The sequence below is a fragment of the Miniimonas sp. S16 genome (genome assembly GCF_057748195.1).
The window spans coordinates 3,507,577-3,530,027 of sequence record NZ_CM173242.1; the positions used below are offsets into that span (position 1 = coordinate 3,507,577).

Annotated in this window: 16 protein-coding genes and 3 rRNA genes; 18 read left to right on the top strand and 1 reads right to left on the bottom strand. The window is 70.6% G+C overall.

The features are described from left to right. Nucleotides 1-8 precede the first annotated feature (8 nt). The 11 genes from argB to rrf all read left to right on the top strand — a co-directional run bounded on the left by argB (nt 9) and on the right by rrf (nt 14,355). A complete protein-coding gene (gene argB, locus AC3AQ1_RS15470; protein WP_108720289.1) occupies nt 9-1,019 on the top strand; it encodes an acetylglutamate kinase in 1,011 nt (336 codons plus the stop codon). Beyond that, entirely contained in the window at nt 1,016-2,290 is a 1,275-nt protein-coding gene (locus AC3AQ1_RS15475) for an acetylornithine transaminase (protein ID WP_108719721.1), read from the top strand. The genes argB and AC3AQ1_RS15475 overlap by 4 nt, the downstream gene beginning before the upstream one ends. After that, a complete protein-coding gene (argF, locus tag AC3AQ1_RS15480) occupies nt 2,287-3,393 on the top strand; it encodes an ornithine carbamoyltransferase (RefSeq protein WP_108719722.1) in 1,107 nt (368 codons plus the stop codon). Before AC3AQ1_RS15475 ends, argF begins: the two co-directional genes overlap by 4 nt. Then, complete coding sequence (locus AC3AQ1_RS15485; RefSeq protein ID WP_108719723.1) at nt 3,390-3,989, top strand: arginine repressor; 600 nt, start codon at nt 3,390-3,392, stop codon at nt 3,987-3,989. Before argF ends, AC3AQ1_RS15485 begins: the two co-directional genes overlap by 4 nt. A gap of 119 nt (nt 3,990-4,108) precedes the next feature. Further along, a complete protein-coding gene (argH, locus tag AC3AQ1_RS15490) occupies nt 4,109-5,509 on the top strand; it encodes an argininosuccinate lyase (protein WP_108720290.1) in 1,401 nt (466 codons plus the stop codon). A gap of 16 nt (nt 5,510-5,525) precedes the next feature. Further along, the gene (locus tag AC3AQ1_RS15495) at nt 5,526-6,236 is read left to right on the top strand and encodes a uridine kinase family protein (protein ID WP_234417568.1); all 711 of its coding nucleotides are present in this window, start codon (nt 5,526-5,528) and stop codon (nt 6,234-6,236) included. A gap of 136 nt (nt 6,237-6,372) precedes the next feature. Continuing rightward, a complete protein-coding gene (locus AC3AQ1_RS15500) occupies nt 6,373-7,014 on the top strand; it encodes a DNA-3-methyladenine glycosylase (RefSeq protein ID WP_234417992.1) in 642 nt (213 codons plus the stop codon). Nucleotides 7,015-7,062: 48 nt separating this feature from the next. Next, nucleotides 7,063-8,409: a tyrosine--tRNA ligase gene (gene tyrS / locus AC3AQ1_RS15505; protein ID WP_108719724.1), complete on the top strand. Its 1,347-nt coding sequence runs from the start codon at nt 7,063-7,065 to the stop codon at nt 8,407-8,409. A gap of 768 nt (nt 8,410-9,177) precedes the next feature. Beyond that, nucleotides 9,178-10,704, top strand: a 16S ribosomal RNA gene (locus AC3AQ1_RS15510). A gap of 315 nt (nt 10,705-11,019) precedes the next feature. Further along, a 23S ribosomal RNA gene (locus AC3AQ1_RS15515) occupies nt 11,020-14,134 on the top strand. Between the two features lie 103 nt (nt 14,135-14,237). Beyond that, nucleotides 14,238-14,355: ribosomal RNA gene (rrf, locus tag AC3AQ1_RS15520) — 5S ribosomal RNA — on the top strand. Together the 16S, 23S and 5S rRNA genes form the textbook arrangement of a ribosomal RNA operon. A 225-nt stretch (nt 14,356-14,580) precedes the next feature. Here rrf and AC3AQ1_RS15525 read toward each other — a convergent pair. Then, nucleotides 14,581-15,192, bottom strand: coding sequence for a hypothetical protein (locus tag AC3AQ1_RS15525; protein WP_108719725.1), 612 nt, complete (start codon nt 15,190-15,192; stop codon nt 14,581-14,583). A 210-nt stretch (nt 15,193-15,402) separates the two neighbouring features. Between AC3AQ1_RS15525 and AC3AQ1_RS15530 the strand changes: the two genes are divergently transcribed. From AC3AQ1_RS15530 to steA, 7 genes are read left to right on the top strand one after another with little or no spacing between them, the layout of a single operon-like run. Then, nucleotides 15,403-16,500 carry a hypothetical protein gene (locus AC3AQ1_RS15530; RefSeq protein ID WP_108719726.1) on the top strand — a complete coding sequence of 366 codons (1,098 nt, stop codon included), beginning with the start codon at nt 15,403-15,405 and terminating at the stop codon, nt 16,498-16,500. Next, nucleotides 16,500-17,558 (top strand): HAD-IIA family hydrolase, encoded by a 1,059-nt coding sequence (locus tag AC3AQ1_RS15535; protein WP_108719727.1) that lies wholly within the window; start codon nt 16,500-16,502, stop codon nt 17,556-17,558. The genes AC3AQ1_RS15530 and AC3AQ1_RS15535 overlap by 1 nt, the downstream gene beginning before the upstream one ends. Next, on the top strand, nt 17,555-17,830 hold the full coding sequence (locus AC3AQ1_RS15540; protein ID WP_108719728.1) for a hypothetical protein: 276 nt from the start codon (nt 17,555-17,557) through the stop codon (nt 17,828-17,830). Before AC3AQ1_RS15535 ends, AC3AQ1_RS15540 begins: the two co-directional genes overlap by 4 nt. Then, nucleotides 17,830-18,666 carry a TlyA family RNA methyltransferase gene (locus tag AC3AQ1_RS15545; RefSeq protein WP_108719729.1) on the top strand — a complete coding sequence of 279 codons (837 nt, stop codon included), beginning with the start codon at nt 17,830-17,832 and terminating at the stop codon, nt 18,664-18,666. Before AC3AQ1_RS15540 ends, AC3AQ1_RS15545 begins: the two co-directional genes overlap by 1 nt. Next, entirely contained in the window at nt 18,666-19,535 is an 870-nt protein-coding gene (locus tag AC3AQ1_RS15550; RefSeq protein ID WP_108720293.1) for an NAD kinase, read from the top strand. The genes AC3AQ1_RS15545 and AC3AQ1_RS15550 overlap by 1 nt, the downstream gene beginning before the upstream one ends. Next, nucleotides 19,532-21,274: a DNA repair protein RecN gene (gene recN, locus AC3AQ1_RS15555; RefSeq protein ID WP_108719730.1), complete on the top strand. Its 1,743-nt coding sequence runs from the start codon at nt 19,532-19,534 to the stop codon at nt 21,272-21,274. Before AC3AQ1_RS15550 ends, recN begins: the two co-directional genes overlap by 4 nt. Then, a complete protein-coding gene (gene steA / locus AC3AQ1_RS15560) occupies nt 21,271-22,449 on the top strand; it encodes a putative cytokinetic ring protein SteA (protein WP_108720294.1) in 1,179 nt (392 codons plus the stop codon). The genes recN and steA overlap by 4 nt, the downstream gene beginning before the upstream one ends. Nucleotides 22,450-22,451: the final 2 nt, after the last annotated feature.

The window sequence follows — 22,451 nt, forward strand, 5'->3', positions numbered from 1 at the left end:
AGACCGGGATGGCCGCGCAGACGGTGGTGAGCGACGACGACGGTGGGGGCGAGAGCTCCGACTTCTACTTCGACACCGAGCGAGACCTGTTCGCCTACCAGAAGGCGGAGGTGCTCGTGCAGGCGCTCCCGTGGCTGGAGAAGTTCGCCGGCGCCGTCGTCGTCGTGAAGTTCGGCGGCAACGCCATGGTCGACGCCGAGCTGGAGCGGGCGTTCGCCCAGGACGTGCAGTTCCTGCGCCGGGTGGGCCTGCGGCCCGTCGTGGTGCACGGCGGCGGCCCGCAGATCAGCGACATGCTCGCCCGGCTGCAGATCGCCTCGGAGTTCCGCGGCGGCCTGCGGGTGACGACGCCCGAGGCGATGGACGTCGTGCGGATGGTGCTCACCGGTCAGGTGCAGCGCCGCCTCGTCACGATGCTCAACGCGCGCGGCCCGCTCGCCGTGGGCCTGAGCGGGGAGGACGCCGGCCTGTTCCGCGCGTCGCGGCGCTCCGCCGTCGTCGACGGGGTCGAGGTCGACGTCGGCCTCGTGGGGGACGTGACGAGCGTCGACCCGGCGGCGGTCACGGACCTGCTCGCGGCGGGCCGGATCCCGGTGGTGTCCACGATCGCGGTGGACGAGTCCGACCCGACCCAGATCCTCAACGTCAACGCCGACACGGCGGCCGCGGCCCTCGCCGTCGCGCTCGGTGCCGAGAAGCTCGTGGTGCTCACCGACGTCGAGGGGCTCTATGCCGCGTGGCCGGACCGCGGCTCGCTCGTGCGCCGGATCGGCGCCGTCGAACTCGCCCCGATGCTGCCGACGCTGTCCTCCGGCATGGTGCCGAAGATGGAGGCGTGCCTGCGGGCCGTGACCGGCGGCGTCGGCCGCGCGCACGTCATCGACGGGCGCGCGCCGCACGCGCTGCTGCTGGAGATCTTCACGAGCGACGGCGTCGGCACGATGGTGCTGCCGGGCTCGCGCCCGGCCGAGCTGGAGAGCGCGGACGCCGTGTCGGTACAGACGGGAGGGCTCGCATGAGCGAGGTCACGACGGCGAGCACAGCGGTCCGCGGATCGGGTGCGGAGATCGGGGCGCGGTACGCGGGAGCGCTGATGAACACCTTCGGCGCACCGCAGCGCGTGCTCGTGCGCGGAGACGGCGCCTACGTGTGGGACGCCGACGGCGGACGCTACCTCGACCTGCTCGCCGGCATCGCGGTGAACGCGCTCGGGCACGCCCACCCCACGCTGGTCTCGGCCATCTCGGCCCAGCTCGGCACCCTCGGGCACGTCTCGAACTTCTTCGCGACCCCCACCCAGGTCACCATGGCCGAGCGGCTCCTCGACCTGACCGGCGCGGGCGCGCAGGACGGCTCCCGGGTGTTCCTCAGCAACTCCGGCACGGAGGCGAACGAGGCCGCGCTCAAGATGATCCGGCTGCACGGGCGTGCCACGGGCACGCACCGGGTGCTCGCGCTCGAGGGGGCGTTCCACGGTCGGTCGATGGGGGCGCTGTCGCTCACCTCCAAGGCCGCGTACCGCGAGCCGTTCGAGCCGCTGCCGGGCGGCGTGGAGTTCGTGCCGTTCGGCGACGTCGCCGCCCTCGAGGCGGCCTTCGCGGCAGGTGACGTCGCGGCGCTGGTGATCGAGCCGATCCAGGGCGAGGCGGGTGTGCGGCCGCACCGCGCCGGGTATCTCGCGGCGGCGCGCGAGCTGACCCGTCGCAGCGGCGCGCTGCTCGTGCTCGACGAGGTGCAGACCGGCGTCGGGCGGTGCGGCGCGTGGCTGGCCAGTCAGCTGCCCCAGGTGGGCGAGGGCGTCACGCCCGACGTCGTGACGCTCGCCAAGGGCCTCGGCGGCGGCTTCCCGGTGGGTGCGGCGATCGGGTTCGGGCCGGCCGGCGCGCTGTTCGGCCCGGGCAACCACGGCACGACCTTCGGGGGCAACCCGGTGGCGGCCGCGGCGACGCTCGCGACGCTGCACGTCATCGAGCGCGACGGCCTGCTCGAGCACGTCCGCGACCTGGGCGCGTCCTGGCGCGAGGAGCTCGCCGCCGCCCACTCAGCGGTGCGGGATGTGCGCGGCGAGGGCTTCCTCATCGGGGTCGAGCTCGGCGCCGCGGTGGCACCCGCGGTGCAGGCCGCGCTGCTCGAGGCGGGCTTCATCGTGAACGCCCCGACGCCGACGACGCTGCGCCTCGCGCCGCCGCTCATCCTCACGGCCGCCCAGGCGGCCTCGTTCACCGCGGCGCTGCCCGCCGCGCTCGACAGCGTGCTCGACCGGGCCGCGGACCAGGAGCAGACGCGATGACCGACGACTCGACGCAGGCGCAGGCGCTCGCGCGGCCCGCCGTCCGCTCGTTCCTCGCGGACGACGACCTCACGAGCGCCGAGCAGCGCGAGGTGCTCGAGCTCGCGCTCGTGCTCAAGTCCGACCGGCACGCCGAGCAGCCCTACGCCGGGCCGCGCAGCGTCGCGATCATCTTCGACAAGCCGACCCTGCGCACCCAGGTGTCGTTCACGACGGGCGTCGCCGAGCTCGGCGGCTACCCGCTCATGGTGGACGGCAGTCTCGCGCGGATCGGGACGCGCGAGTCGGTCGAGGACGTCGCGCGGGTGCTGGGGCGTCAGGTCGCGGCGATCGTCTGGCGCACGTTCCACCAGCGCGACCTCGAGCAGATGGCGTGCTTCTCGGGCGTGCCGGTGGTCAACGCGCTCACCGACGACTTCCACCCGTGCCAGAGCCTCGCGGACCTGCTCACCGTCGCGGAGCACACCGGGGGCCTCACGGCGCGCGGCCCGGCGCTCGCCGGGCGGACGTTCGCCTACGTCGGGGACGGCAGCAACAACATGGCGCACTCCTACCTGCTCGCGGGCGCGCTCGCGGGGATGGACGTGCACATCGGCTGCCCGCCCGAGTACGCCCCTCGGGCGGACATCCTGGCCCGGGCCGAGGCCATCGCGGCCGAGACGGGCGCCGCGGTGGCGGTGCACCACGACGCGCGGCACGCCGTCGCCGGCGCCGACGCGGTCGCGACCGACACGTGGGTGTCGATGGGCCAGGAGAGTGAGGCCGCGCTGCGCGAGGCGCCGTTCGTGCCGTTCCGGCTGGACCAGGACCTGCTCGACGTGGCCGACCCCTCGGCCGTGGTGCTGCACTGCCTGCCGGCCTACCGCGGCAAGGAGATCTCGGCCGAGGTGCTCGACGGGCCGCGCGCGGTGGTGTGGGACGAGGCGGAGAACCGGCTGCACGCGCAGAAGGCGGTGCTCACGTTCCTCGCGCGCCGCAGCCTGGCGGACGCGGCGGACGCGGCGGACGCGGCGGACGCGGCGGACTCGGCGGACTCGGCGGCCTCGGCGGCCGGAGCGACGGTGGCCGGCGCGCGAGGTCCGGGCCTCGAGGAGGAGCCGTGAGTCAGATCCCGGCGACGAAGGCGGCCCGTCAGGCCCTCATCACCCAGGCGATCGTGCGGGGCACGATCCGGTCCCAGAGCGACCTGTCGCAGGCGCTCGCCGAGCACGGCGTGAGCGTCACGCAGGCCACGCTCTCGCGCGACCTCCTGGAGCTGCGCGCGCTCAAGGTGCACACGCCGGAGGGTCTCGTCTACACGCTGCCGCCCGAGGGCGGTGGTTACCACGGCCCACGCCTGGCGGAGCAGGAGACCGTGCTGGCCCGCCGGCTCGAGCGTCTCGCGGCCGACCTCCTCGTGTCCGCGGAGTTCGGCGGCAATCTCGCCGTGCTGCGCACGCCGCCTGGCGCCGCTCACTTCTTCGCCTCGGCGATCGACCACTCGATCCTGCCGGGAGTCCTCGGCACGATCGCCGGCGACGACACCGTGCTCGTCATCACGCGCGACGCCGACGTCGCCCAGCTCGTCGTCGAGCGGCTGCTCGAGCTCGCGGCGCACGTCGCGGACGAGGCCGGCGCACCGACCGGCGCACCCGAGACGGCGCCGCACGGCGCGCCGCCCGCATCCGACCCCGCCCAGCACCAGGAGACGACCGCGTGACGACCGACGAGACGGCCGACCAGACGGCCGACCAGAGGGCTGACCAGACGGCCGACCAGACGGCCGACGAGCCGGCGCAGTCAGGCCCCGCGACCCCCGGCACCACGAACACGGGCGCCCTGTGGGGCGGCCGGTTCGCCTCGGGCCCGAGCCCGGCGCTCGCCGCGCTGTCGCGCAGCACGCAGTTCGACTGGGTCCTCGCCGAGGTCGACCTGGCCGGCTCGCGCGCCCACGCTCGCGCGCTGCACCGCGCCGGCCTGCTCACCGACGCCGACCTCGCCACGCTGCTGGCCGCGCTGGAGGCCATGGCGGCCGACGTCGCCTCCGGCGTGCTGACCCCGGACCCGGGTGACGAGGACGTGCACGGGGCCCTCGAGCGGATCCTCATCGAACGGGTCGGCGCCGAGGTCGGCGGTCGGATCCGCGCGGGCCGCTCGCGCAACGACCAGATCGCCACCCTCGTGCGGATGTACCTGCGCGACCACGCGCGCACGATCGCAGGCGGTGTGCTCGACGTCGTGGACGCGCTCGTGGACCAGGCCGCGGCGCACCCCGACGCGCCCATGCCCGGCCGGACGCACCTTCAGCACGCCCAGCCCGTCCTGCTCGCGCACCAGCTGCTCGCCCACGCGTGGCCGCTCCTGCGCGACGTCGACCGCCTCGTCGACTGGGACGCCCGCGCGGCGGTCTCGCCGTACGGCTCGGGCGCGCTGGCCGGGTCCTCGCTCGGCCTCGACCCCGAGGCCGTGGCACGCGACCTCGGCTTCACGACGTCCGTGGAGAACTCGATCGACGGGACGGCCGCACGCGACGTGGTGGCCGAGTTCGCGTTCGTCGCGGCGATGATCGGCGTCGACCTGTCCCGGCTCGCGGAGGAGGTCGTGCTCTGGGCGACGAAGGAGTTCGGCTTCGTCACGCTGGACGACGGCTACTCGACCGGGTCGAGCATCATGCCGCAGAAGAAGAACCCCGACATCGCCGAGCTCGCGCGTGGCAAGGCCGGGCGACTGATCGGCGACCTCACCGGACTCCTGGCGACTCTCAAGGGCCTCCCGCTCGCGTACAACCGCGACCTGCAGGAGGACAAGGAGCCCGTGTTCGACGCGGTCAACCAGCTCGAGGTCCTGCTGCCCGCCGTCGCCGGGATGGTCGCGACGCTCACGTTCCACACCGACCGGCTCGCCGAGCTCGCCCCCCAGGGCTACTCGCTCGCGACCGACGTGGCCGAGTGGCTGGTGCGCCAGGGCGTGCCGTTCCGGGAGGCGCACGAGCTCGCCGGGGCGTGCGTGCGCGCGTGCGAGGCGCACACCCCGCCGATCGGTCTGGAGGAGCTCGCCGACGCCGAGCTGGCCGCCATCTCCCCGCGCCTGGTGCCGCAGGTGCGCGAGGTGCTCACGGTCGCCGGCTCGATCGCCTCGCGCAACGGCCGGGGAGGCACCGCGCCGCTGCGCGTGGTGGAGCAGCTCGCGAGCGCGGGCGACGCCGCCGCGTGGCTGCGGGAGTGGGCCGACGCCGAGTGACCGCGCGGCGATCCGCATGACGCTGCCGGTGCCTCCGCCCGGCGCGACGCCGGCGACCGGCGCGACCGACGGCGCCGCCGGCGGACCCGAGGATCCGCGCGCGCCGGCCGAGGTCGTTGCTGCGCTGACAGCCCTCGCCGCCCGCGGCCCCGAGATCACCCCCGGCACGCGCCTGGTCTGCGTCGACGGCCTGGCCGGGGCGGGCAAGACCACGCTCGCGGAGCGGCTGCGCGAGGCGTGGGCAGACGCGGGCGCCGACGTCGCGGTGGTCCACCTCGACGACCTGTACGAGGGCTGGACGGGTCTGCTCGACGTCGGGCAGACCGTGCTGCGGGAGGTCGTCGACCCGCTGGCGGCCGGCCGGGACGGCCAGGCCCGCCGCTGGGACTGGATCGAGGGCGGATGGCGAGGTCACGTGCGCGTGCCGCGCTGCGCCGTCGTGATCCTCGAGGGGTGCGGGAGCGCCCCGCGCGGGGTCGACGACGTCGCCGCGCTCGTCGTGCGCGTGGTCGCGCCCGACGACGTGCGTCTCGCCCGGGGGATCGCGCGCGACGGCGAGGCGCTCGAGGCCAGCTGGCGTGCCTTCATGGCGGACGAGGCGACGCTCGAGGCGCGCGAGGGCACGACGGCGAGGGCGGACGTCGTGCTCGACGAGCGTGGCGCCGTGGTCCGCTGGGGCGGCGGGCGCCCGTGGCCGGACCGGGTGCACGGGCCGCCCGCCTCGTGAGGGCGGCCCCGGCGGAGCGGTCGTGGGGCGGACGATGGGAGGGCGCGCCCGGCTGCTGTGGGAGGATGCCGGGGTCATTTCTGCCGGTCTCGGGCGGGCCGCAGAGCGAGAGAGGAAGGACGCTGCCGTGAGCCAGGTGACCCCCCGTTCGTTCTACGTGCCGGGGCGGTCGTGGTACGCGCGCAGCGTCCTGGAGGTCGCCCCCGACCTGCTCGGGGCCCACCTCTCGGTGACCTCGCCCGAGGGCACGGTGACCGTCCGGCTCACGGAGGTCGAGGCCTACGGGGGTTCGGACGACCCGGGTTCGCACGCCTACCGCGGACGCACCGCGCGCAACGCGAGCATGTTCGGACCGCCGGGTCGGCTTTACGTGTACTTCACCTACGGCATGCACTGGTGCGTCAACCTCGTGACCGGGCCGGAGGGCACGGCGTCGGCCGTGCTGCTGCGCGCCGGCGAGGTGGTCGGGGGCGACGAGCTCGCTCGGCACCGCCGCGTGACGTCCAAGCAGGACCGCGACCTCGCGAGCGGTCCCGCGCGCTTGGCCGCCGCGCTCGGCCTCACTGGCCTGCACGACGGTACGAGCGTCGACGCCGAGGACGGGCACGTGATGCCCGGACACGTGAGCGCCTCGCTGCGCGTGCCGGAGGTGCGCCCGGGGCCGTGGCAGCACGGACCGCGCACCGGTGTCTCCGGCGCAGGCGGCAGCGGTGCTGAGTACCCCTGGCGGTACTGGCTGTCAGGGGAGACGACCGTGTCGCGATATCGCGCCGTCTAGCCGCCGCCGACCCCTGCCCCCGTGACCTTCCTGACGACGAGAACCGAGATGACCGAGACGAACGCCCCCACCACCACGCCCGAGACCGCCCTGCCCGACGGCGACCACGCCGCCGAGGCCGCCCGCCCCGGCGCCGACCTGATCGAGGAGCTGCGCTGGCGCGGTCTCCTCCAGCAGACCACCGACGAGGACGCCCTGCGCGCCGCGCTCGCGGCCGGGCCGGTGACCTACTACGCGGGGTTCGACCCCACGGCGCCGAGCCTGCACCACGGCCACCTTGTCCAGCTGATCCTGCTGCGCCACCTGCAGCTCGCCGGGCACAACCCCGTGGCGCTCGTGGGTGGGGCGACGGGGCTCATCGGGGACCCGCGCCAGTCGGGGGAGCGCGTGCTGAACTCCGCCGACGTCGTGGCGGGCTGGGCCGACCGCCTGCGTGCGCAGATCGAGCCGTTCCTCGACTTCACCGGACCGCACGCGGCTCGGATGGTGAACAACCTCGACTGGACCGGGGACCTCACGGCGATCGACCTGCTGCGCACCATCGGCAAGCACTTCCGGCTGGGCACGATGCTCGCGAAGGACACGGTCGCCCGGCGGCTCGCGTCGGAGGAGGGGATCTCCTTCACCGAGTTCTCCTACCAGCTGCTCCAGGGCAACGACTTCCTCGAGCTGTACCGGCGGCACGGCGTCACGCTCCAGACCGGCGGGAGCGACCAGTGGGGCAACCTCCTGGCCGGCGTCGAACTCGTGCGCAAGGCGGAGGGTCACGCGGTCCACGCGTGGACGACGCCGCTCATCACGAAGGCGGACGGGACGAAGTTCGGCAAGACCGAGGGCGGAGCCGTCTGGCTCGCGCCGGACATGATGACGCCCTACGCGTTCTACCAGTACTGGGTCAACGCGGCCGACGACGACGCCGTGCGCTGGCTCCGGACGTTCACCTTCCGGCCGCGGGAGGAGCTGGAGGCGATCGCCGCCGAGCACGCCGAGCGGCCGGCCGCGCGCCTGGCCCAGCGCACGTTGGCGGGCGACGTCACCACGCTCGTGCACGGGGCCGCGGCCACCGAGGCGGTGGAACGCGCGAGCCAGGCCCTGTTCGGCCGTGGCGACCTGCGTGAGCTGGACGCGGGGGTGCTAGACGCCGCGGTGTCCGAGCTGCCGAGCGGGACGTGGCAGCCCGGGACGACCGTGGTCGACGCGCTCGTCGCCTCCGGCGTGGTGCGGGGACGGAACGACGCTCGCCGTGCCGTCGCCGAGGGCGGTGCCTACGTCAACAACGTCAAGCAGGACGACGGCGAGCGCGCGCTCGGCGCGGACGACCTGCTGCACGGGCGCCACGTCCTCGTTCGCCGCGGGCGCCGCACGCTCGGGGTGCTCACGCGCGCCGACGCCTGAGCGAGCGAGGCCCTGCCGGGTGGAGTGCGAGCGCCGGCGCGCGCTCCACCCGGCGCACGGAGGGCGCTCGACGGGAGTGCGGACCGACCGGTGACGTTGGTGGGACGCGGCCGGCGCGCGCAGCAGGCGCGCTCGGTCGTAGGAGTGTCGTCCGCGCCACACGCCCCCGTCAGCGCGACGGCGGTGCGGCCGGCCGCCCGCCAAGGCCGGCGCCGGCGGCATCCGTGCAGGTCAGCAGTGGTCGAGGGTGCGCGACACGCCCGAGATTCACTCGATTTGCGGGAGCGCGAATCACCGCGTAAGTTTTCATCCCGTTGCGCCGAGAGGTCGAGCGAAAGCCGGACTCGAGAGCTGCAGCCAGGATCGGAACTGACGGCCTCGAGCCGGACGGAGATCCACCACTCACACAGATCAGCGAATGACGATTTGACAGTCACGAACTGGCCGGTGTAAGTTGGAGAGGTTGCCCCGGTGGTGCTGGCCCTGGTGGGTTGGTGTGGCTGGTGTGGTGTGTTGTTTGAGAACTCAACAGTGTGTTTGTGATTGTGATGCCATTGCCATGGCTTCCATGTTCTGGTCTTGTCTCCTTTGGGGGTGGGGTTGGGTGTGGTGGTTGTGGTGTTTTGTTTGATCTTCTCACTTCCTGGTTTGTTGGTTCCTCGTTTCTGATGGGCTGGGGGTGGGTGGGTCAGGGTTTTCTTCGTATGGTTCATACTCTGCTGTCTGCTTGTGCTCTTTGGGGTGTGGGTGTGGTGGTGGGGTTTGTTTTTGACGGAGAGTTTGATCCTGGCTCAGGACGAACGCTGGCGGCGTGCTTTACACATGCAAGTCGAACGATGATGACCAGCTTGCTGGTTTGATTAGTGGCGAACGGGTGAGTAACACGTGAGTAACCTGCCCCAGACTCTGGGATAACTCCGGGAAACCGGGGCTAATACTGGATATCCATCTCCTGCTGCATGGTGGGGGTTGTAAAGGGTTTCTGGTCTGGGATGGGCTCGCGGCCTATCAGCTTGTTGGTGGGGTGATGGCCTACCAAGGCTTTGACGGGTAGCCGGCCTGAGAGGGTGACCGGCCACACTGGGACTGAGACACGGCCCAGACTCCTACGGGAGGCAGCAGTGGGGAATATTGCACAATGGGCGAAAGCCTGATGCAGCGACGCCGCGTGAGGGATGACGGCCTTCGGGTTGTAAACCTCTTTCAGCAGGGAAGAAGCCGCTCGCGGTGACGGTACCTGCAGAAGAAGCGCCGGCTAACTACGTGCCAGCAGCCGCGGTAATACGTAGGGCGCAAGCGTTGTCCGGAATTATTGGGCGTAAAGAGCTCGTAGGCGGTTTGTCGCGTCTGCTGTGAAATCCTCAGGCTCAACCTGGGGCGTGCAGTGGGTACGGGCAGACTAGAGTGCGGTAGGGGAGACTGGAATTCCTGGTGTAGCGGTGGAATGCGCAGATATCAGGAGGAACACCGGTGGCGAAGGCGGGTCTCTGGGCCGTAACTGACGCTGAGGAGCGAAAGCATGGGGAGCGAACAGGATTAGATACCCTGGTAGTCCATGCCGTAAACGTTGGGCACTAGGTGTGGGGTCCATTCCACGGGTTCCGCGCCGTAGCAAACGCATTAAGTGCCCCGCCTGGGGAGTACGGCCGCAAGGCTAAAACTCAAAGGAATTGACGGGGGCCCGCACAAGCGGCGGAGCATGCGGATTAATTCGATGCAACGCGAAGAACCTTACCAAGGCTTGACATGCACGGGAAGCCACCAGAGATGGTGGTCTCTTTGGACACTCGTGCACAGGTGGTGCATGGTTGTCGTCAGCTCGTGTCGTGAGATGTTGGGTTAAGTCCCGCAACGAGCGCAACCCTCGTCCTATGTTGCCAGCACGTGATGGTGGGGACTCATAGGAGACTGCCGGGGTCAACTCGGAGGAAGGTGGGGATGACGTCAAATCATCATGCCCCTTATGTCTTGGGCTTCACGCATGCTACAATGGCCGGTACAAAGGGTTGCGATACTGTGAGGTGGAGCGAATCCCATAAAGCCGGTCTCAGTTCGGATTGGGGTCTGCAACTCGACCCCATGAAGTCGGAGTCGCTAGTAATCGCAGATCAGCATTGCTGCGGTGAATACGTTCTCGGGCCTTGTACACACCGCCCGTCAAGTCATGAAAGTCGGTAACACCCGAAGCCAGTGGCCCAACCCTTGTGGGGGGAGCTGTCGAAGGTGGGATCGGCGATTAGGACTAAGTCGTAACAAGGTAGCCGTACCGGAAGGTGCGGCTGGATCACCTCCTTTCTAAGGAGCATTGTTCACGCCCCGTACTGGTCCCTGTTCTCCTGCCTGTTGGTGGGGGTGGGGGTGGTGGGGTGTGTGGGTCGAAGCCTTCATCGTTGTGGTGGGGGTGGGGTGCCTGGTGCTTCGTTTTTGGGTGGAACGTCACGGTCACGCACACTGTTGGGTCCTGAGACAACACACTGGTCTTGTGCTGGTTGTTGTGTCTGGTTGCCTCTGCTGCCTGCTGCTTCGCCCTGTGGGGTGTGGTGGGGGGTGGTGGGTGGGGTTGGTTGTTTGAGAACTGCACAGTGGACGCGAGCATCTTTGATCTTTTGTGGTCAAGTGTTTAAGGGCAAACGGTGGATGCCTTGGCATCAGGAGCCGAAGAAGGACGTGGTAGCCTGCGATAAGCCTCGGGGAGTTGGCAAACGAGCTGTGATCCGAGGGTGTCCGAATGGGGAAACCCCGTACGAGTCATGTCGTGCGACCCGCACCTGAATATATAGGGTGTGTGGAGGGAACGCCGGGAAGTGAAACATCTCAGTACCGGCAGGAAGAGATATTCCGTGAGTAGTGGCGAGCGAAAGCGGATCAGGCTAAACCGTGTGCGTGTGATACCCGGCAGGGGTTGCGTATGCGGGGTTGTGGGACCTTCCTATCCATGCTGCCGCAGTGGAGGAGGAGTGAGAAAGTCGTGTCGTAGTCGAGCACTCTTGAATGGGTGGGCGTAGAGGGTGAGACCCCCGTAGACGAAACGGCATGGCCTCCTGGAAGTGTTCCCGAGTAGCACGGGGCCCGTGAAATCCCGTGTGAATCTGGCAAGACCACTTGCTAAGCCTAAATACTACCTGATGACCGATAGCGGACAAGTACCGTGAGGGAAAGGTGAAAAGTACCCCGGGAGGGGAGTGAAATAGTACCTGAAACCGTTTGCCTACAATCCGTCGGAGCCTCCTTGGTTGGGGTGACGGCGTGCCTTTTGAAGAATGAGCCTGCGAGTTAGTGGTGCGTGGCGAGGTTAACCCGTGTGGGGAAGCCGTAGCGAAAGCGAGTCCGAACAGGGCGATACAGTCGCGTGCTCTAGACCCGAAGCGAAGTGATCTACCCATGGGCAGGTTGAAGCGCGGGTAAGACCGTGTGGAGGACCGAACCCACCAGGGTTGAAAACCTGGGGGATGACCTGTGGGTAGGGGTGAAAGGCCAATCAAACTTCGTGATAGCTGGTTCTCCCCGAAATGCATATAGGTGCAGCGTTGCGTGTTCCTTGCCGGAGGTAGAGCTACTGGATGGCCGATGGGCCCTACCAGGTTACTGACGTCAGCCAAACTCCGAATGCCGGTAAGCCAAGCGCAGCAGTGAGACTGCGGGGGATAAGCTTCGTAGTCGAGAGGGAAACAGCCCAGACCACCAGCTAAGGCCCCTAAGCGTGTGCTAAGTGGGAAAGGATGTGGAGTTGCCCAGACAACCAGGAGGTTGGCTTAGAAGCAGCCACCCTTGAAAGAGTGCGTAATAGCTCACTGGTCAAGTGATTCCGCGCCGACAATGTAGCGGGGCTCAAGCACACCGCCGAAGCTGTGGCATGCACGCATTGATCCAGGCCTTCGTGGTCCAGGGGCGTGCATGGGTAGGGGAGCGTCGTGTGGGCAGTGAAGCTGCGGAGTGATCCAGTGGTGGAGCCTACACGAGTGAGAATGCAGGCATGAGTAGCGAAAGACGGGTGAGAAACCCGTCCGCCGAATGACCAAGGGTTCCAGGGCCAGGTTAATCCGCCCTGGGTAAGTCGGGACCTAAGGCGAGGCCGACAGGCGTAGTCGATGGACAACGGGTTGATATTCCCGTACCGGCGAAGGACCGCCCATACCGAATCGGTGGTACTAACCATCTACCCGTACCTCATCGTCACCTTCGGGTGGCACCGGGGTGTGGGTGCGTGGGACCGACACTGGTAGTAGGTAAGCGTGTTAACAGGGGTGACGCATGAAGGTAGCCAGTTGGAGCGATGGTTGACTCCTTCCAAGCCCGTAGGCCGACAGGTAGGCAAATCCGCCTGTCACGTGGCTGAGAGGTGATGGTGACCGCGAACGCGGGAATATGGTGATCCTATGGTGCCAAGAAAAGCCTCGACGCGAGGGACTAGCCGCCCGTACCCTAAACCGACTCAGGTGGTCAGGTAGAGAATACCAAGGCGTTCGAGAGAATCGTGGTTAAGGAACTCGGCAAAATGCCCCCGTAACTTCGGGAGAAGGGGGGCCCGGACCGTGATCCCCACCAGCTGGGGTGAGCGGGCAAGGGCCGCAGAGACCAGGGAGAAGCGACTGTTTACTAAAAACACAGGTCCGTGCGAAGTCGCAAGACGATGTATACGGACTGACGCCTGCCCGGTGCTGGAAGGTTAAGAGGACGGGTCAGCGCACATGCGCGAAGCTCAGAATTTAAGCCCCAGTAAACGGCGGTGGTAACTATAACCATCCTAAGGTAGCGAAATTCCTTGTCGGGTAAGTTCCGACCTGCACGAATGGCGTAACGACTTCTCCGCTGTCTCAACCGCGAACTCGGCGAAATTGCACTACGAGTAAAGATGCTCGTTACGCGCAGCAGGACGGAAAGACCCCGGGACCTTTACTATAGCTTGGTATTGGTGTTCGGAGCGGCTTGTGTAGGATAGGTGGGAGACTGTGAAGCCCTTACGCCAGTAGGGGTGGAGTCGTCCTTGAAATACCACTCTGGTCGCTTTGGACATCTAACTTCGGTCCGTGATCCGGACCAGGGACAGTGCCTGGTGGGTAGTTTAACTGGGGCGGTTGCCTCCCAAAATGTAACGGAGGCGCCCAAAGGTTCCCTCAGCCTGGTTGGCAATCAGGTGTCGAGTGTAAGTGCACAAGGGAGCTTGACTGTGAGACCGACAGGTCGAACAGGGACGAAAGTCGGGACTAGTGATCCGGCGGTGGCTTGTGGAAGCGCCGTCGCTCATCGGATAAAAGGTACCCCGGGGATAACAGGCTGATCTTGCCCAAGAGTCCATATCGACGGCATGGTTTGGCACCTCGATGTCGGCTCGTCGCATCCTGGGGCTGGAGTCGGTCCCAAGGGTTGGGCTGTTCGCCCATTAAAGCGGCACGCGAGCTGGGTTTAGAACGTCGTGAGACAGTTCGGTCCCTATCCGCTGCGCGCGCAGGAAACTTGAGAAGGGCTGTCCTTAGTACGAGAGGACCGGGACGGACCAACCTCTGGTGTGCCAGTTGTTCCGCCAGGAGCACTGCTGGTTAGCTACGTTGGGAAGGGATAACCGCTGAAAGCATCTAAGCGGGAAGCCTGCTTCGAGATCAGGTTTCCATCACCCCTTGAGGGTGGAGAGGCTCCCAGTAGACCACTGGGTGATAGGCCGGAAGTGGAAGCAGGGACGAAAGACCTGTGCAGCTGACCGGTACTAATAAGCCGACCACTTCACCACAACAACAAAGACACAAATTTTGTGCGCGTCCACTGTGCGGTTCCCGAACCACCAACACACACCCAAAATGTGGGGCAGCGTGTGTTGACAAGTTCACACGAGTTACGGCGGCCATAGCGAGGCGGGAAACGCCCGGACCCATTCCGAACCCGGAAGCTAAGCCCCTCAGCGCCGATGGTACTGCCCCGGAGACGGGGTGGGAGAGTAGGACACCGCCGAACACCCATTCGTTGAAGCCCCCGGCCACACCAGTGACCGGGGGCTTCAACACATCCCCACCCGTACCGCACCCGCACGCGCCGCAGTATCGTCGTGCAGGTGTCCGGTCGACGGGCGTACCGAGCCGGTCGTGACCGGGACAGGAGCACAGTTTCGTGAGCGACGAGCAGGACCGCCGGCGATCGAACCCCTCGGGTGGGGCACGTGGCGGTGGTCAGCGGCCGTCGTCACGCGGACCGGGCGACCGTGGTCCCTCCGGAGCTCGCGGTGGAGGTCGTCCCTACGAGAAGCGCGACAGCGACCGCCGCCCTCCGTACGAGAAGCGCGACGGCGACCGTCGCACGAATCAGTCCCGCGGCTCGGGGGATGGTGAGCGTCGTCCCTATCAGCCGCGTGGTGAGCGCGACGGCGACCGTCGCACGAATCAGTCCCGCGGCTCGGGGGATGGTGAGCGTCGTCCCTATCAGCCGCGTGGTGAGCGCGACGGCGACCGTCGCACGAATCAGTCCCGCGGCTCGGGCGATGGCGAGCGTCGTCCCTATCAGCCGCGCGGTGAGCGTGACGGTGACCGGCGTCCCGCGTACGAGAAGCGCGACGGCGAGCGTCGGCCGTACCAGTCCCGCGGTGAGCGTGACGGTGACCGGCGTCCCCCGCACGAGAAGCGTGACGGTGAGCGTCGGCCGTACCAGTCCCGTGGTGAGCGTGACGGCGACCGGCGTCCCCCGTACGAGAAGCGCGACGGCGATCGGCGCCCGAACCAGTCCCGCGGCTCGGGCGATGGCGAGCGCCGCCCCTTCCAGCCGCGCGGTGAGCGCGACGGTGACCGGCGTCCCCCGCACGAGAAGCGTGACGGTGAGCGTCGGCCGTACCAGTCCCGTGGTGAGCGTGACGGCGACCGGCGTCCCCCGTACGAGAAGCGCGACGGCGACCGTCGCCCATACCAGTCCCGCGGCTCGGGCGATGGCGAGCGCCGCCCCTATCAGCCGCGTGGTGAGCGCCCCAGCGGATCGAGCGCACGGTCCTCGTTCGCGCGCTCGGGCGAACGCGCGGTGCGTCCCGGTCAGGACCGGCGCGCGGAGCGCCCGCAGGAGCCCTTCCTCCCGGAAGAGATCGAGTTCTCGATGCTCGACCGCGAGGTGCGACGCTCCCTGCGCGGGCTGACGAAGGAGAACGCCGAGCGCGTCGGCCTGCACCTCGTGATGGCTGGGCGCCTGCTCGACGTCGACCCCGAGCTTGCGTACGAGCACGCCCAGGCCGCGGGTCGGCGCGCGGCGCGAATCGACGTCGTGCGCGAGGCGATGGCGCTGACGGCCTATGCCACCGGTCGCTACGCCGAGACGCTGCGCGAGATCCGCACGGCTCGTCGCCTCAGCGGGGTCGACGGGCATCGGGCCCTCGAGGCGGACGCCGAGCGTGGCCTCGGACGCCCCGAGCGGGCGATCGCCATCGTCCGTGAGGCCGCGGGCAAGGTCACCACGGCGGAGTCCATCGAGCTGACGATCGTGGAGGCGGGGGCCCGGATCGACATGGGCGAGGCCGAGGTCGCGCTGCTGCTGCTCGACGAGCTGACGGTGCCCGCCCGCTTCGGTGAGCTCGCCGCACGGGTCGAGGCGGCGAAGGAGCCGGCGCTGCGCGCGCTCGGTCGTGCGGACGAGGCCGACGCCGTGGCCGCAGCGACCGAGGACGTCGGCGTGATCGAGGTCGACGAGGACGTCGAGGTGTTCGACCTCGACGAGTCGGAGGACGCGGACGGCGACCAGATCGACGACGTCGACGCGTCGGAGGACGAGTCCGACGAGGTCTTCGAGCCCGTGGCCGTGTCGGCCGACGAGCCCGACGACGCCAGCGGCGTCGCGGGCGAGCCCGATGAGGCGGACGACAGCGCCGGCGAGCCCGATGACACGACCGACGCGGACGACGAGCTCCACAGCGCCGACTCCGCGTCCGACCTCGCTGACGCTCCGGTGGAGGTGCTGGAGGTGGACGAGGAGTCGGAGGATGTCCCGGACGACGTCGACATCTCCGTGGCCCCCGGGACGGACGATCCCGACCCCGTCGAGGCCCAGGCCACCGAGGACGTGCCCGAGTCGGCGGACGTCTCCGCCGAGGGCCCGGTCACGGAGGACGAGGAAGGGCGACTGTTCTGATGGTCGAGTCCACGCTCGCCTCGAGCGAGATCCCCCTCGTCCGGGCGCACGACGCGGTTCTGCTCGACCTGGACGGCGTCGTGTACCGCGGCGCGCTCGCCGTCGAGCATGCGGCTGGCGCGATCGCCGCGGTCGCCGCGGCGGGCGCCTCGCCCGTCTACGTCACGAACAACGCGGCACGCCCGCCGTCGGTCGTCGCGGACCAGCTCACCTCGCTCGGCATCCCGACCGATCCCGCGCACGTCATGACGGCGTCGCTCGCCGCCGCAGCGATGCTGCGCAAGACGCTGCCCGCGGGCGCGACGGTGCTCTGCGTCGGCGGCCCCGGCCTGCACGAGGCCGTCGGCTCGGCGGGGTTCCGCGTGGTCACGTCCGCGCAGGAGAGGCCCGACGCCGTCGCGCAGGGCTTCGGACCGCAGGTCGGCTGGGCCGAGCTGACCGAGGCGGCGTACGCCGTCGCCGCCGGTGCGCGCTACGTGGCGACGAACCTCGACGCGACCCTGCCGACCGAGCGCGGGATGGCCGTGGGCAACGGCTCGCTCGTCGCCGCCGTCGTCAACGCCACCGGTGTCCGCCCGACCAGCTCGGGCAAGCCGGAGGCCGGCATCTTCCACGAGGCGGCCGATCTCGTGCGGGCGACCCGGCCGATCGCCGTCGGCGACCGGCTGGACACCGACCTCGCCGGCGCCCGCGCCGCCGGGATTCCCGGACTGCACGTCCTCACGGGCGTCAGTCAGGTCCCGGACCTGCTCGTGGCCGGAGCGCACGAGCGCCCGGCGTACCTCGCCACGGACCTGCGTGGCCTGCTCGAGGTGCACCCCGCCGTCGTGCGCGACGGCGAGGGGTACCGCTGCGGCGACGCCCGCGCCATCGCGGTTGGTGACGCCTGGGGTGTCGTGCGCGAGGGCACGCTCGTGCCGGGCGAACGACTCGCCGACCTGACGCTCGACGAGCTGCGTGCGCTGTGCGTCGCGGTGTGGGCGGCCGCCGACGCCGGGACGCCGGTCGAGCGGTCCGCGCTCGCGGCGGTGCCCGCCACGGTGACGCCGGCGCCATGACCGAGCCCGGCGAGGTCGAGCGGCCGAGGCCGGGGGACTGGCTCTCCCGACCCAGGCCGCCGCGCGCTCTCGACCCCGGCGGTGACGCGCTCGAGTCGGACGGCGGCGACGCCCTCGATCTGGACGACGCGGACCTGACGCAGCGCGCCGACGTCGCCGAGCTCGTCCCCACCCCGGAGTCGCTCGAGGAACGACCGGTGCGCGAGCACGTCGCCGTGTTCGAGGAGGTCCACCGCTCCCTCGTCGAGCTGCTCGACGACGCGGAGCGCTGATGGCGCGGCTCGACGTCGAGCTCACCGAGCGCGGGCTCGCCGCCTCGCGCTCGATGGCGCAACGGCTCGTCGCCGAGCGCCGGGTGCACGTCGCCGGACGCGTCGCCGAGCGAGCCTCCGCCCGGGTCGACCCCTCGACGCCGATCACGGTCGAGGCGGGGGAGGACTACGTCTCGCGCGCCGCCCACAAGCTGGCCGGCGCGCTCGACCGGCTCGCCGAGGCGCCGTGCGGGGCGCCGGTGCTCGCGGGTCGCCGCGTGCTCGACGCGGGCGCGTCGACCGGGGGCTTCACGCAGGTGGCGCTCCGGCGCGGAGCGGCGCACGTGGTGGCCGTCGACGTCGGCTCGGGGCAGCTGGACGCCCGGCTGCGTGGCCGGCCCGACGTGAGCGTGCTCGAGCACACCAACGTCCGTACGCTCGACCCCGCCCTCGTGGCGCCCGCGCCCGACGTGCTCGTCGCGGACCTCTCCTTCATCTCGCTCACCCTCGTGCTCGCTCCGCTCGCGGCGGCGCTCGCGCCCACCGCGGACGCGCTGCTGCTGGTCAAGCCCCAGTTCGAGGTCGGCCGCGACCGGCTCGGCAGCGGCGGGGTCGTGACGGACGAGGCGGCGCGCGCCGACGCCGTGGAGCGCGTGCTCGCCGCCAGCTCGGCCGAGGGCCTGCGCGCCCTGGCCGCGTTGCCGAGCCCGCTCGCCGGCACGCACGGCAACCACGAGATCGTGGTCTGGCTGCGCCGGGACGAGGCCGGCGTGCCGCTCGAGGCCGACGCCGAGCACCGTCGCCTGGCGCTCGGTGCCGCGGCCGGGGAGCTCGTGGTCGCAGAATGGGGGTCGTGATGTCTTCACCGCGCCGGGTCCTCGTCGTGTCCCACACCCACGAGCGCGCACTCGCCGCGCGGGCGGAGCTCGAGGGACAGCTCGTCGAGCACGGCCTCAGCGCGCTGCGCGAGGAGGACCTCGACACCGGGCCCGACGGCGCCGTCGTCCTGCCCGAGGGGGTCGAGGTCGCCGTCGTGCTCGGCGGGGACGGCACGATCCTGCGGGCCGTCGAGCTCGTCCGGGGGACCGGCGTCCCGGTCGTGGGTATCAACCTCGGGCACGTCGGGTTCCTCGCGGAGCTGGACGAGTCCGAGATCGGCGACGCGGTCGCGCAGATCGCCCGCCGCGACTACACGGTGGAGCACCGGATGACGGTCGACGTCCTCGTGCGCACCGCGGACGGCACGGAGCACCGGACGTGGGCCATCAACGAGGCGTCGGTCGAGAAGGACCGCCCCGAGCGCATGATCGAGCTCGCCATCGGGGTCGACGGGCGTGGCCTGGAGACCTTCGGGTGCGACGGGATCGTGCTCGCGACGCCCACGGGCTCGACCGCCTACGCGTTCTCCGCGGGTGGGCCGGTGGTCTGGCCCGACGTCGAGGCGCTGCTGCTCGTCCCGCTGAGCGCGCACGCGCTGTTCGCCCGGCCGCTCGTCGTCGGGCCGGACAGCGTGCTGGAGGTCGAGCTCCTCGAGCGGACCGGGACGTGGGCCACCATGTGGTGCGACGGTCGGCGCACCGTGCCCGTCTCCCCGGGCAGCCGGGTCGAGGTGCGCCGCGGCGCCGAGCCGGTCGCGCTCGCCCGCCTGCGCCCGGGCCCGTTCACCTCGCGCCTGGTGCGCAAGTTCGCCCTCCCCGTGGTCGGCTGGCGCGGGAGCCGGCCGTGATCGAGGAGATCGCGATTCGCGACCTCGGCGTGATCGCGAGCGCGCGCCTCGAGCCGACCGCCGGGTTCACCGCCGTGACGGGCGAGACCGGGGCGGGCAAGACGATGCTGCTCACCGCGCTCGGTCTGCTGCTGGGCGGGCGCTCCGACGCCGCCCTCGTGCGCGCCGGCGCCGAGCGCGCCGAGGTCGAAGGTCGGTTCGTCAAGTTGCCGCAGGCCGTGGTGGAGCGCACCGCCGACGCCGGTGGCGAGCTGGACGACGGCGCGCTCATCCTGGCCCGGACGGTGTCGGGCGGCCGGTCGCGCGCCCACCTGGGCGGTCGCAGCGTGCCGCAGGGCGTGCTCGCCGAGCTGGCCGAGCACCTCGTCACCGTGCACGGTCAGTCCGACCAGGTGCAGCTGCGCTCGCCGAGCCGGCAGCGCGAGGTGGTCGACGCCTTCGCGGGACCGGACCAGCCCGAGCTGCTCGCCCAGGTGCGCGCCGCGCACGCCCGCGTGCGCGAGCTCGCCGCGGCGGTGCAGGACGCACGTGCCGGCGAGCGGACCCGCACCCTGGAGATCGCGACGCTGCGCAGCGCGCTCGAGGAGATCGACGCCGCCGAGATCCTGCCCGGCGAGGACGAGGAGCTGCGGTCGGAGGCGAGCCGGCTCGACAACGTCGAGACGCTCCGGCTCGCCGCGCACGACGCGGCCACCGCGCTGGGCGGGGATCCGAGCGAGGGGGCGGACGGCGCCGTCGTGCTCCTCGAACGCGCCGCCCGCGCGCTGCAGCGGGCTGGTGAGCACGACGGGACGCTCGCCCTCCTCGGTACCCAGGTTCTGGACGCCGCCTACGCCGCGGCCGAGCTCGACGCCGAGGTCGGCCGGTACGTAGGCGGCCTCGAGGCCGACCCCGCGCGGCTGGACGCCGTGCACGCGCGCCGCGCGCAGCTCGCCCAGCTCGCCCGCAGCTACGGCACGGCGTTCGGCGACCCGCACCCCGACGACCCGCCGCCGGGCAGCAGCGATGCCGTGCTCGCCTGGGCCGAGGGCGCGCGGGCCCGGCTCGCCGCCCTCACCGGACCCGGCCACGACCTCGACGCCCTCGGCGCCGCGCTGCAGGAGGCCGAGCGGGAGCGCGCGGAGGTGAACGCGCGGCTCACGGCCGCACGTCGCGCCGCGGGCGTCGCGCTCGCCGGCGCCGTGACCGAGGAGCTGCACGGGCTCGCGATGCCCGACGCCGAGGTGTCTGTCGCCGTCGAGCCAGCCGACCCCGGCGCCACCGGCGCCGACGCGGTGACGATCCTGCTCGCCCCGCACCGCGGCGCACCCCCGCGGCCCCTGGGCCAGGGTGCCTCCGGCGGCGAGCTCTCCCGGGTGATGCTCGCGCTCGAGGTCGCGCTCGCCGAGCACCGCGGGACGGCCGACGGCGCCACGTTCGTCTTCGACGAGGTCGACGCCGGCATCGGGGGCCGCACGGCCGCACAGGTCGGCGCTCGTCTCGCGCGGCTGGCCCGGACGGCGCAGGTGCTCGTGGTCACCCACCTCGCGCAGGTGGCGGCGTACGCCGACCGCCAGGTCGTCGTCGCGAAGGACCCGGCCGCGGCCGACGGCGCCGTGACGACCGTGCGGGTCGTGGCCGGCGAGGAGCGCACCGAGGAGCTGGCCCGGATGCTGTCGGGAGAGACGAGCGCCACGGCACGTCAGCACGCCGCCGACCTGCTCGCACGCTCGGACGTGGGACGATGGGCGACGCCATGAGACTCTCCGTACGCCGCGAACCCGTCGCCGAGGACGTGGTCGCCGGACCGGCACGCGTGGACCGACGCACCAAGTCCCTCACGAAGCGCCTGGCGGAGGGCGACGTCGCCGTCATCGACCACCAGGACATCGACCGCGTCTCCGCCGAGGCGCTCGTGGCCTGCCGTCCCGCGGCCGTGCTCAACGCGGCCGCCTCGACCTCCGGGCGCTACCCGAACCTCGGCCCGCAGATCCTCGTCGACGCCGGTGTGGTGCTCGTCGACGGCCTCGGACCGGACGTGATGGCGGTCAAGGACGGCACGCGGCTCACGATCCACGACGGTGAGGTGCGCCACGGCACCAAGCTGGTGGCGCAGGGGGTGCGCCAGGACGAGCAGACGGTGGAGACCGCGATGGCGGCCGCCCGTGAGGGTCTCTCGGACCAGCTCGAGGCGTTCGCGGCGAACACGCTCGACTACATGGTCAAGGAGCGCGACCTGCTGCTCGACGGCATCGGCGTTCCGAAGGTCAGCACGCCGATCGAGGGCCGCGGGGTGCTCATCGTGGTGCGCGGGTACCACTACAAGGAAGACCTCGCGATGCTGCGGTCGTGGATCCGGCAGAGCCGGCCCGTCCTCGTGGGCGTCGACGGCGGTGCGGACGCGATCCTCGAGGCCGGCTGGACCCCGGACCTCATCGTGGGCGACATGGACTCCGTGTCGGACAAGGCGCTGACGTGCGGTGCGGAGATCGTGGTGCACGCCTACCGGGACGGGCGCGCCCCCGGCCAGGCGCGGGTGGAGCGGCTCGGCGCACCGCACGTCGTGTTCCCGGCGACCGGTACGAGCGAGGACGTCGCGATGCTCCTCGCGGACGACATGGGCGCCGAGATCATCGTCGCGATCGGCACGCACGCCACCCTCATCGAGTTCCTCGACAAGGGCCGCAACGGCATGGCGAGCACGTTCCTCACCCGGCTCCGGGTCGGCGGCAAGCTCGTGGACGCCAAGGGCGTCTCGCGGCTCTACCGGCCCTCGATCTCGACGTGGCAGCTCGTGCTGCTCGTCCTGGCCGGCCTCGCGGCCCTCACCGTCGCCCTCGCGGTGACCCCTGCGGGCCAGGCCGGCCTGGAGATCCTCCTGGCCCGCTGGGACGACTTCACGTCCCTCGTCCGATCCCTGTTCTCTGGAGGCTGAGG

Excerpts from the sequence above, each read along its gene's own strand:
- argB (WP_108720289.1), top strand. The coding sequence starts at position 9 with ATGGCCGCGCAGACGGTGGTGAGCGACGACGACGGTGGGGGCGAGAGC.
- AC3AQ1_RS15475 (WP_108719721.1), top strand. The coding sequence starts at position 1,016 with ATGAGCGAGGTCACGACGGCGAGCACAGCGGTCCGCGGATCGGGTGCG.
- argF (WP_108719722.1), top strand. The coding sequence starts at position 2,287 with ATGACCGACGACTCGACGCAGGCGCAGGCGCTCGCGCGGCCCGCCGTC.
- AC3AQ1_RS15495 (WP_234417568.1), top strand. The coding sequence starts at position 5,526 with ATGACGCTGCCGGTGCCTCCGCCCGGCGCGACGCCGGCGACCGGCGCG.
- tyrS (WP_108719724.1), top strand. The coding sequence starts at position 7,063 with ATGACCGAGACGAACGCCCCCACCACCACGCCCGAGACCGCCCTGCCC.
- AC3AQ1_RS15535 (WP_108719727.1), top strand. The coding sequence starts at position 16,500 with ATGGTCGAGTCCACGCTCGCCTCGAGCGAGATCCCCCTCGTCCGGGCG.
- AC3AQ1_RS15540 (WP_108719728.1), top strand. The coding sequence starts at position 17,555 with ATGACCGAGCCCGGCGAGGTCGAGCGGCCGAGGCCGGGGGACTGGCTC.
- AC3AQ1_RS15545 (WP_108719729.1), top strand. The coding sequence starts at position 17,830 with ATGGCGCGGCTCGACGTCGAGCTCACCGAGCGCGGGCTCGCCGCCTCG.
- AC3AQ1_RS15550 (WP_108720293.1), top strand. The coding sequence starts at position 18,666 with ATGTCTTCACCGCGCCGGGTCCTCGTCGTGTCCCACACCCACGAGCGC.
- steA (WP_108720294.1), top strand. The coding sequence starts at position 21,271 with ATGAGACTCTCCGTACGCCGCGAACCCGTCGCCGAGGACGTGGTCGCC.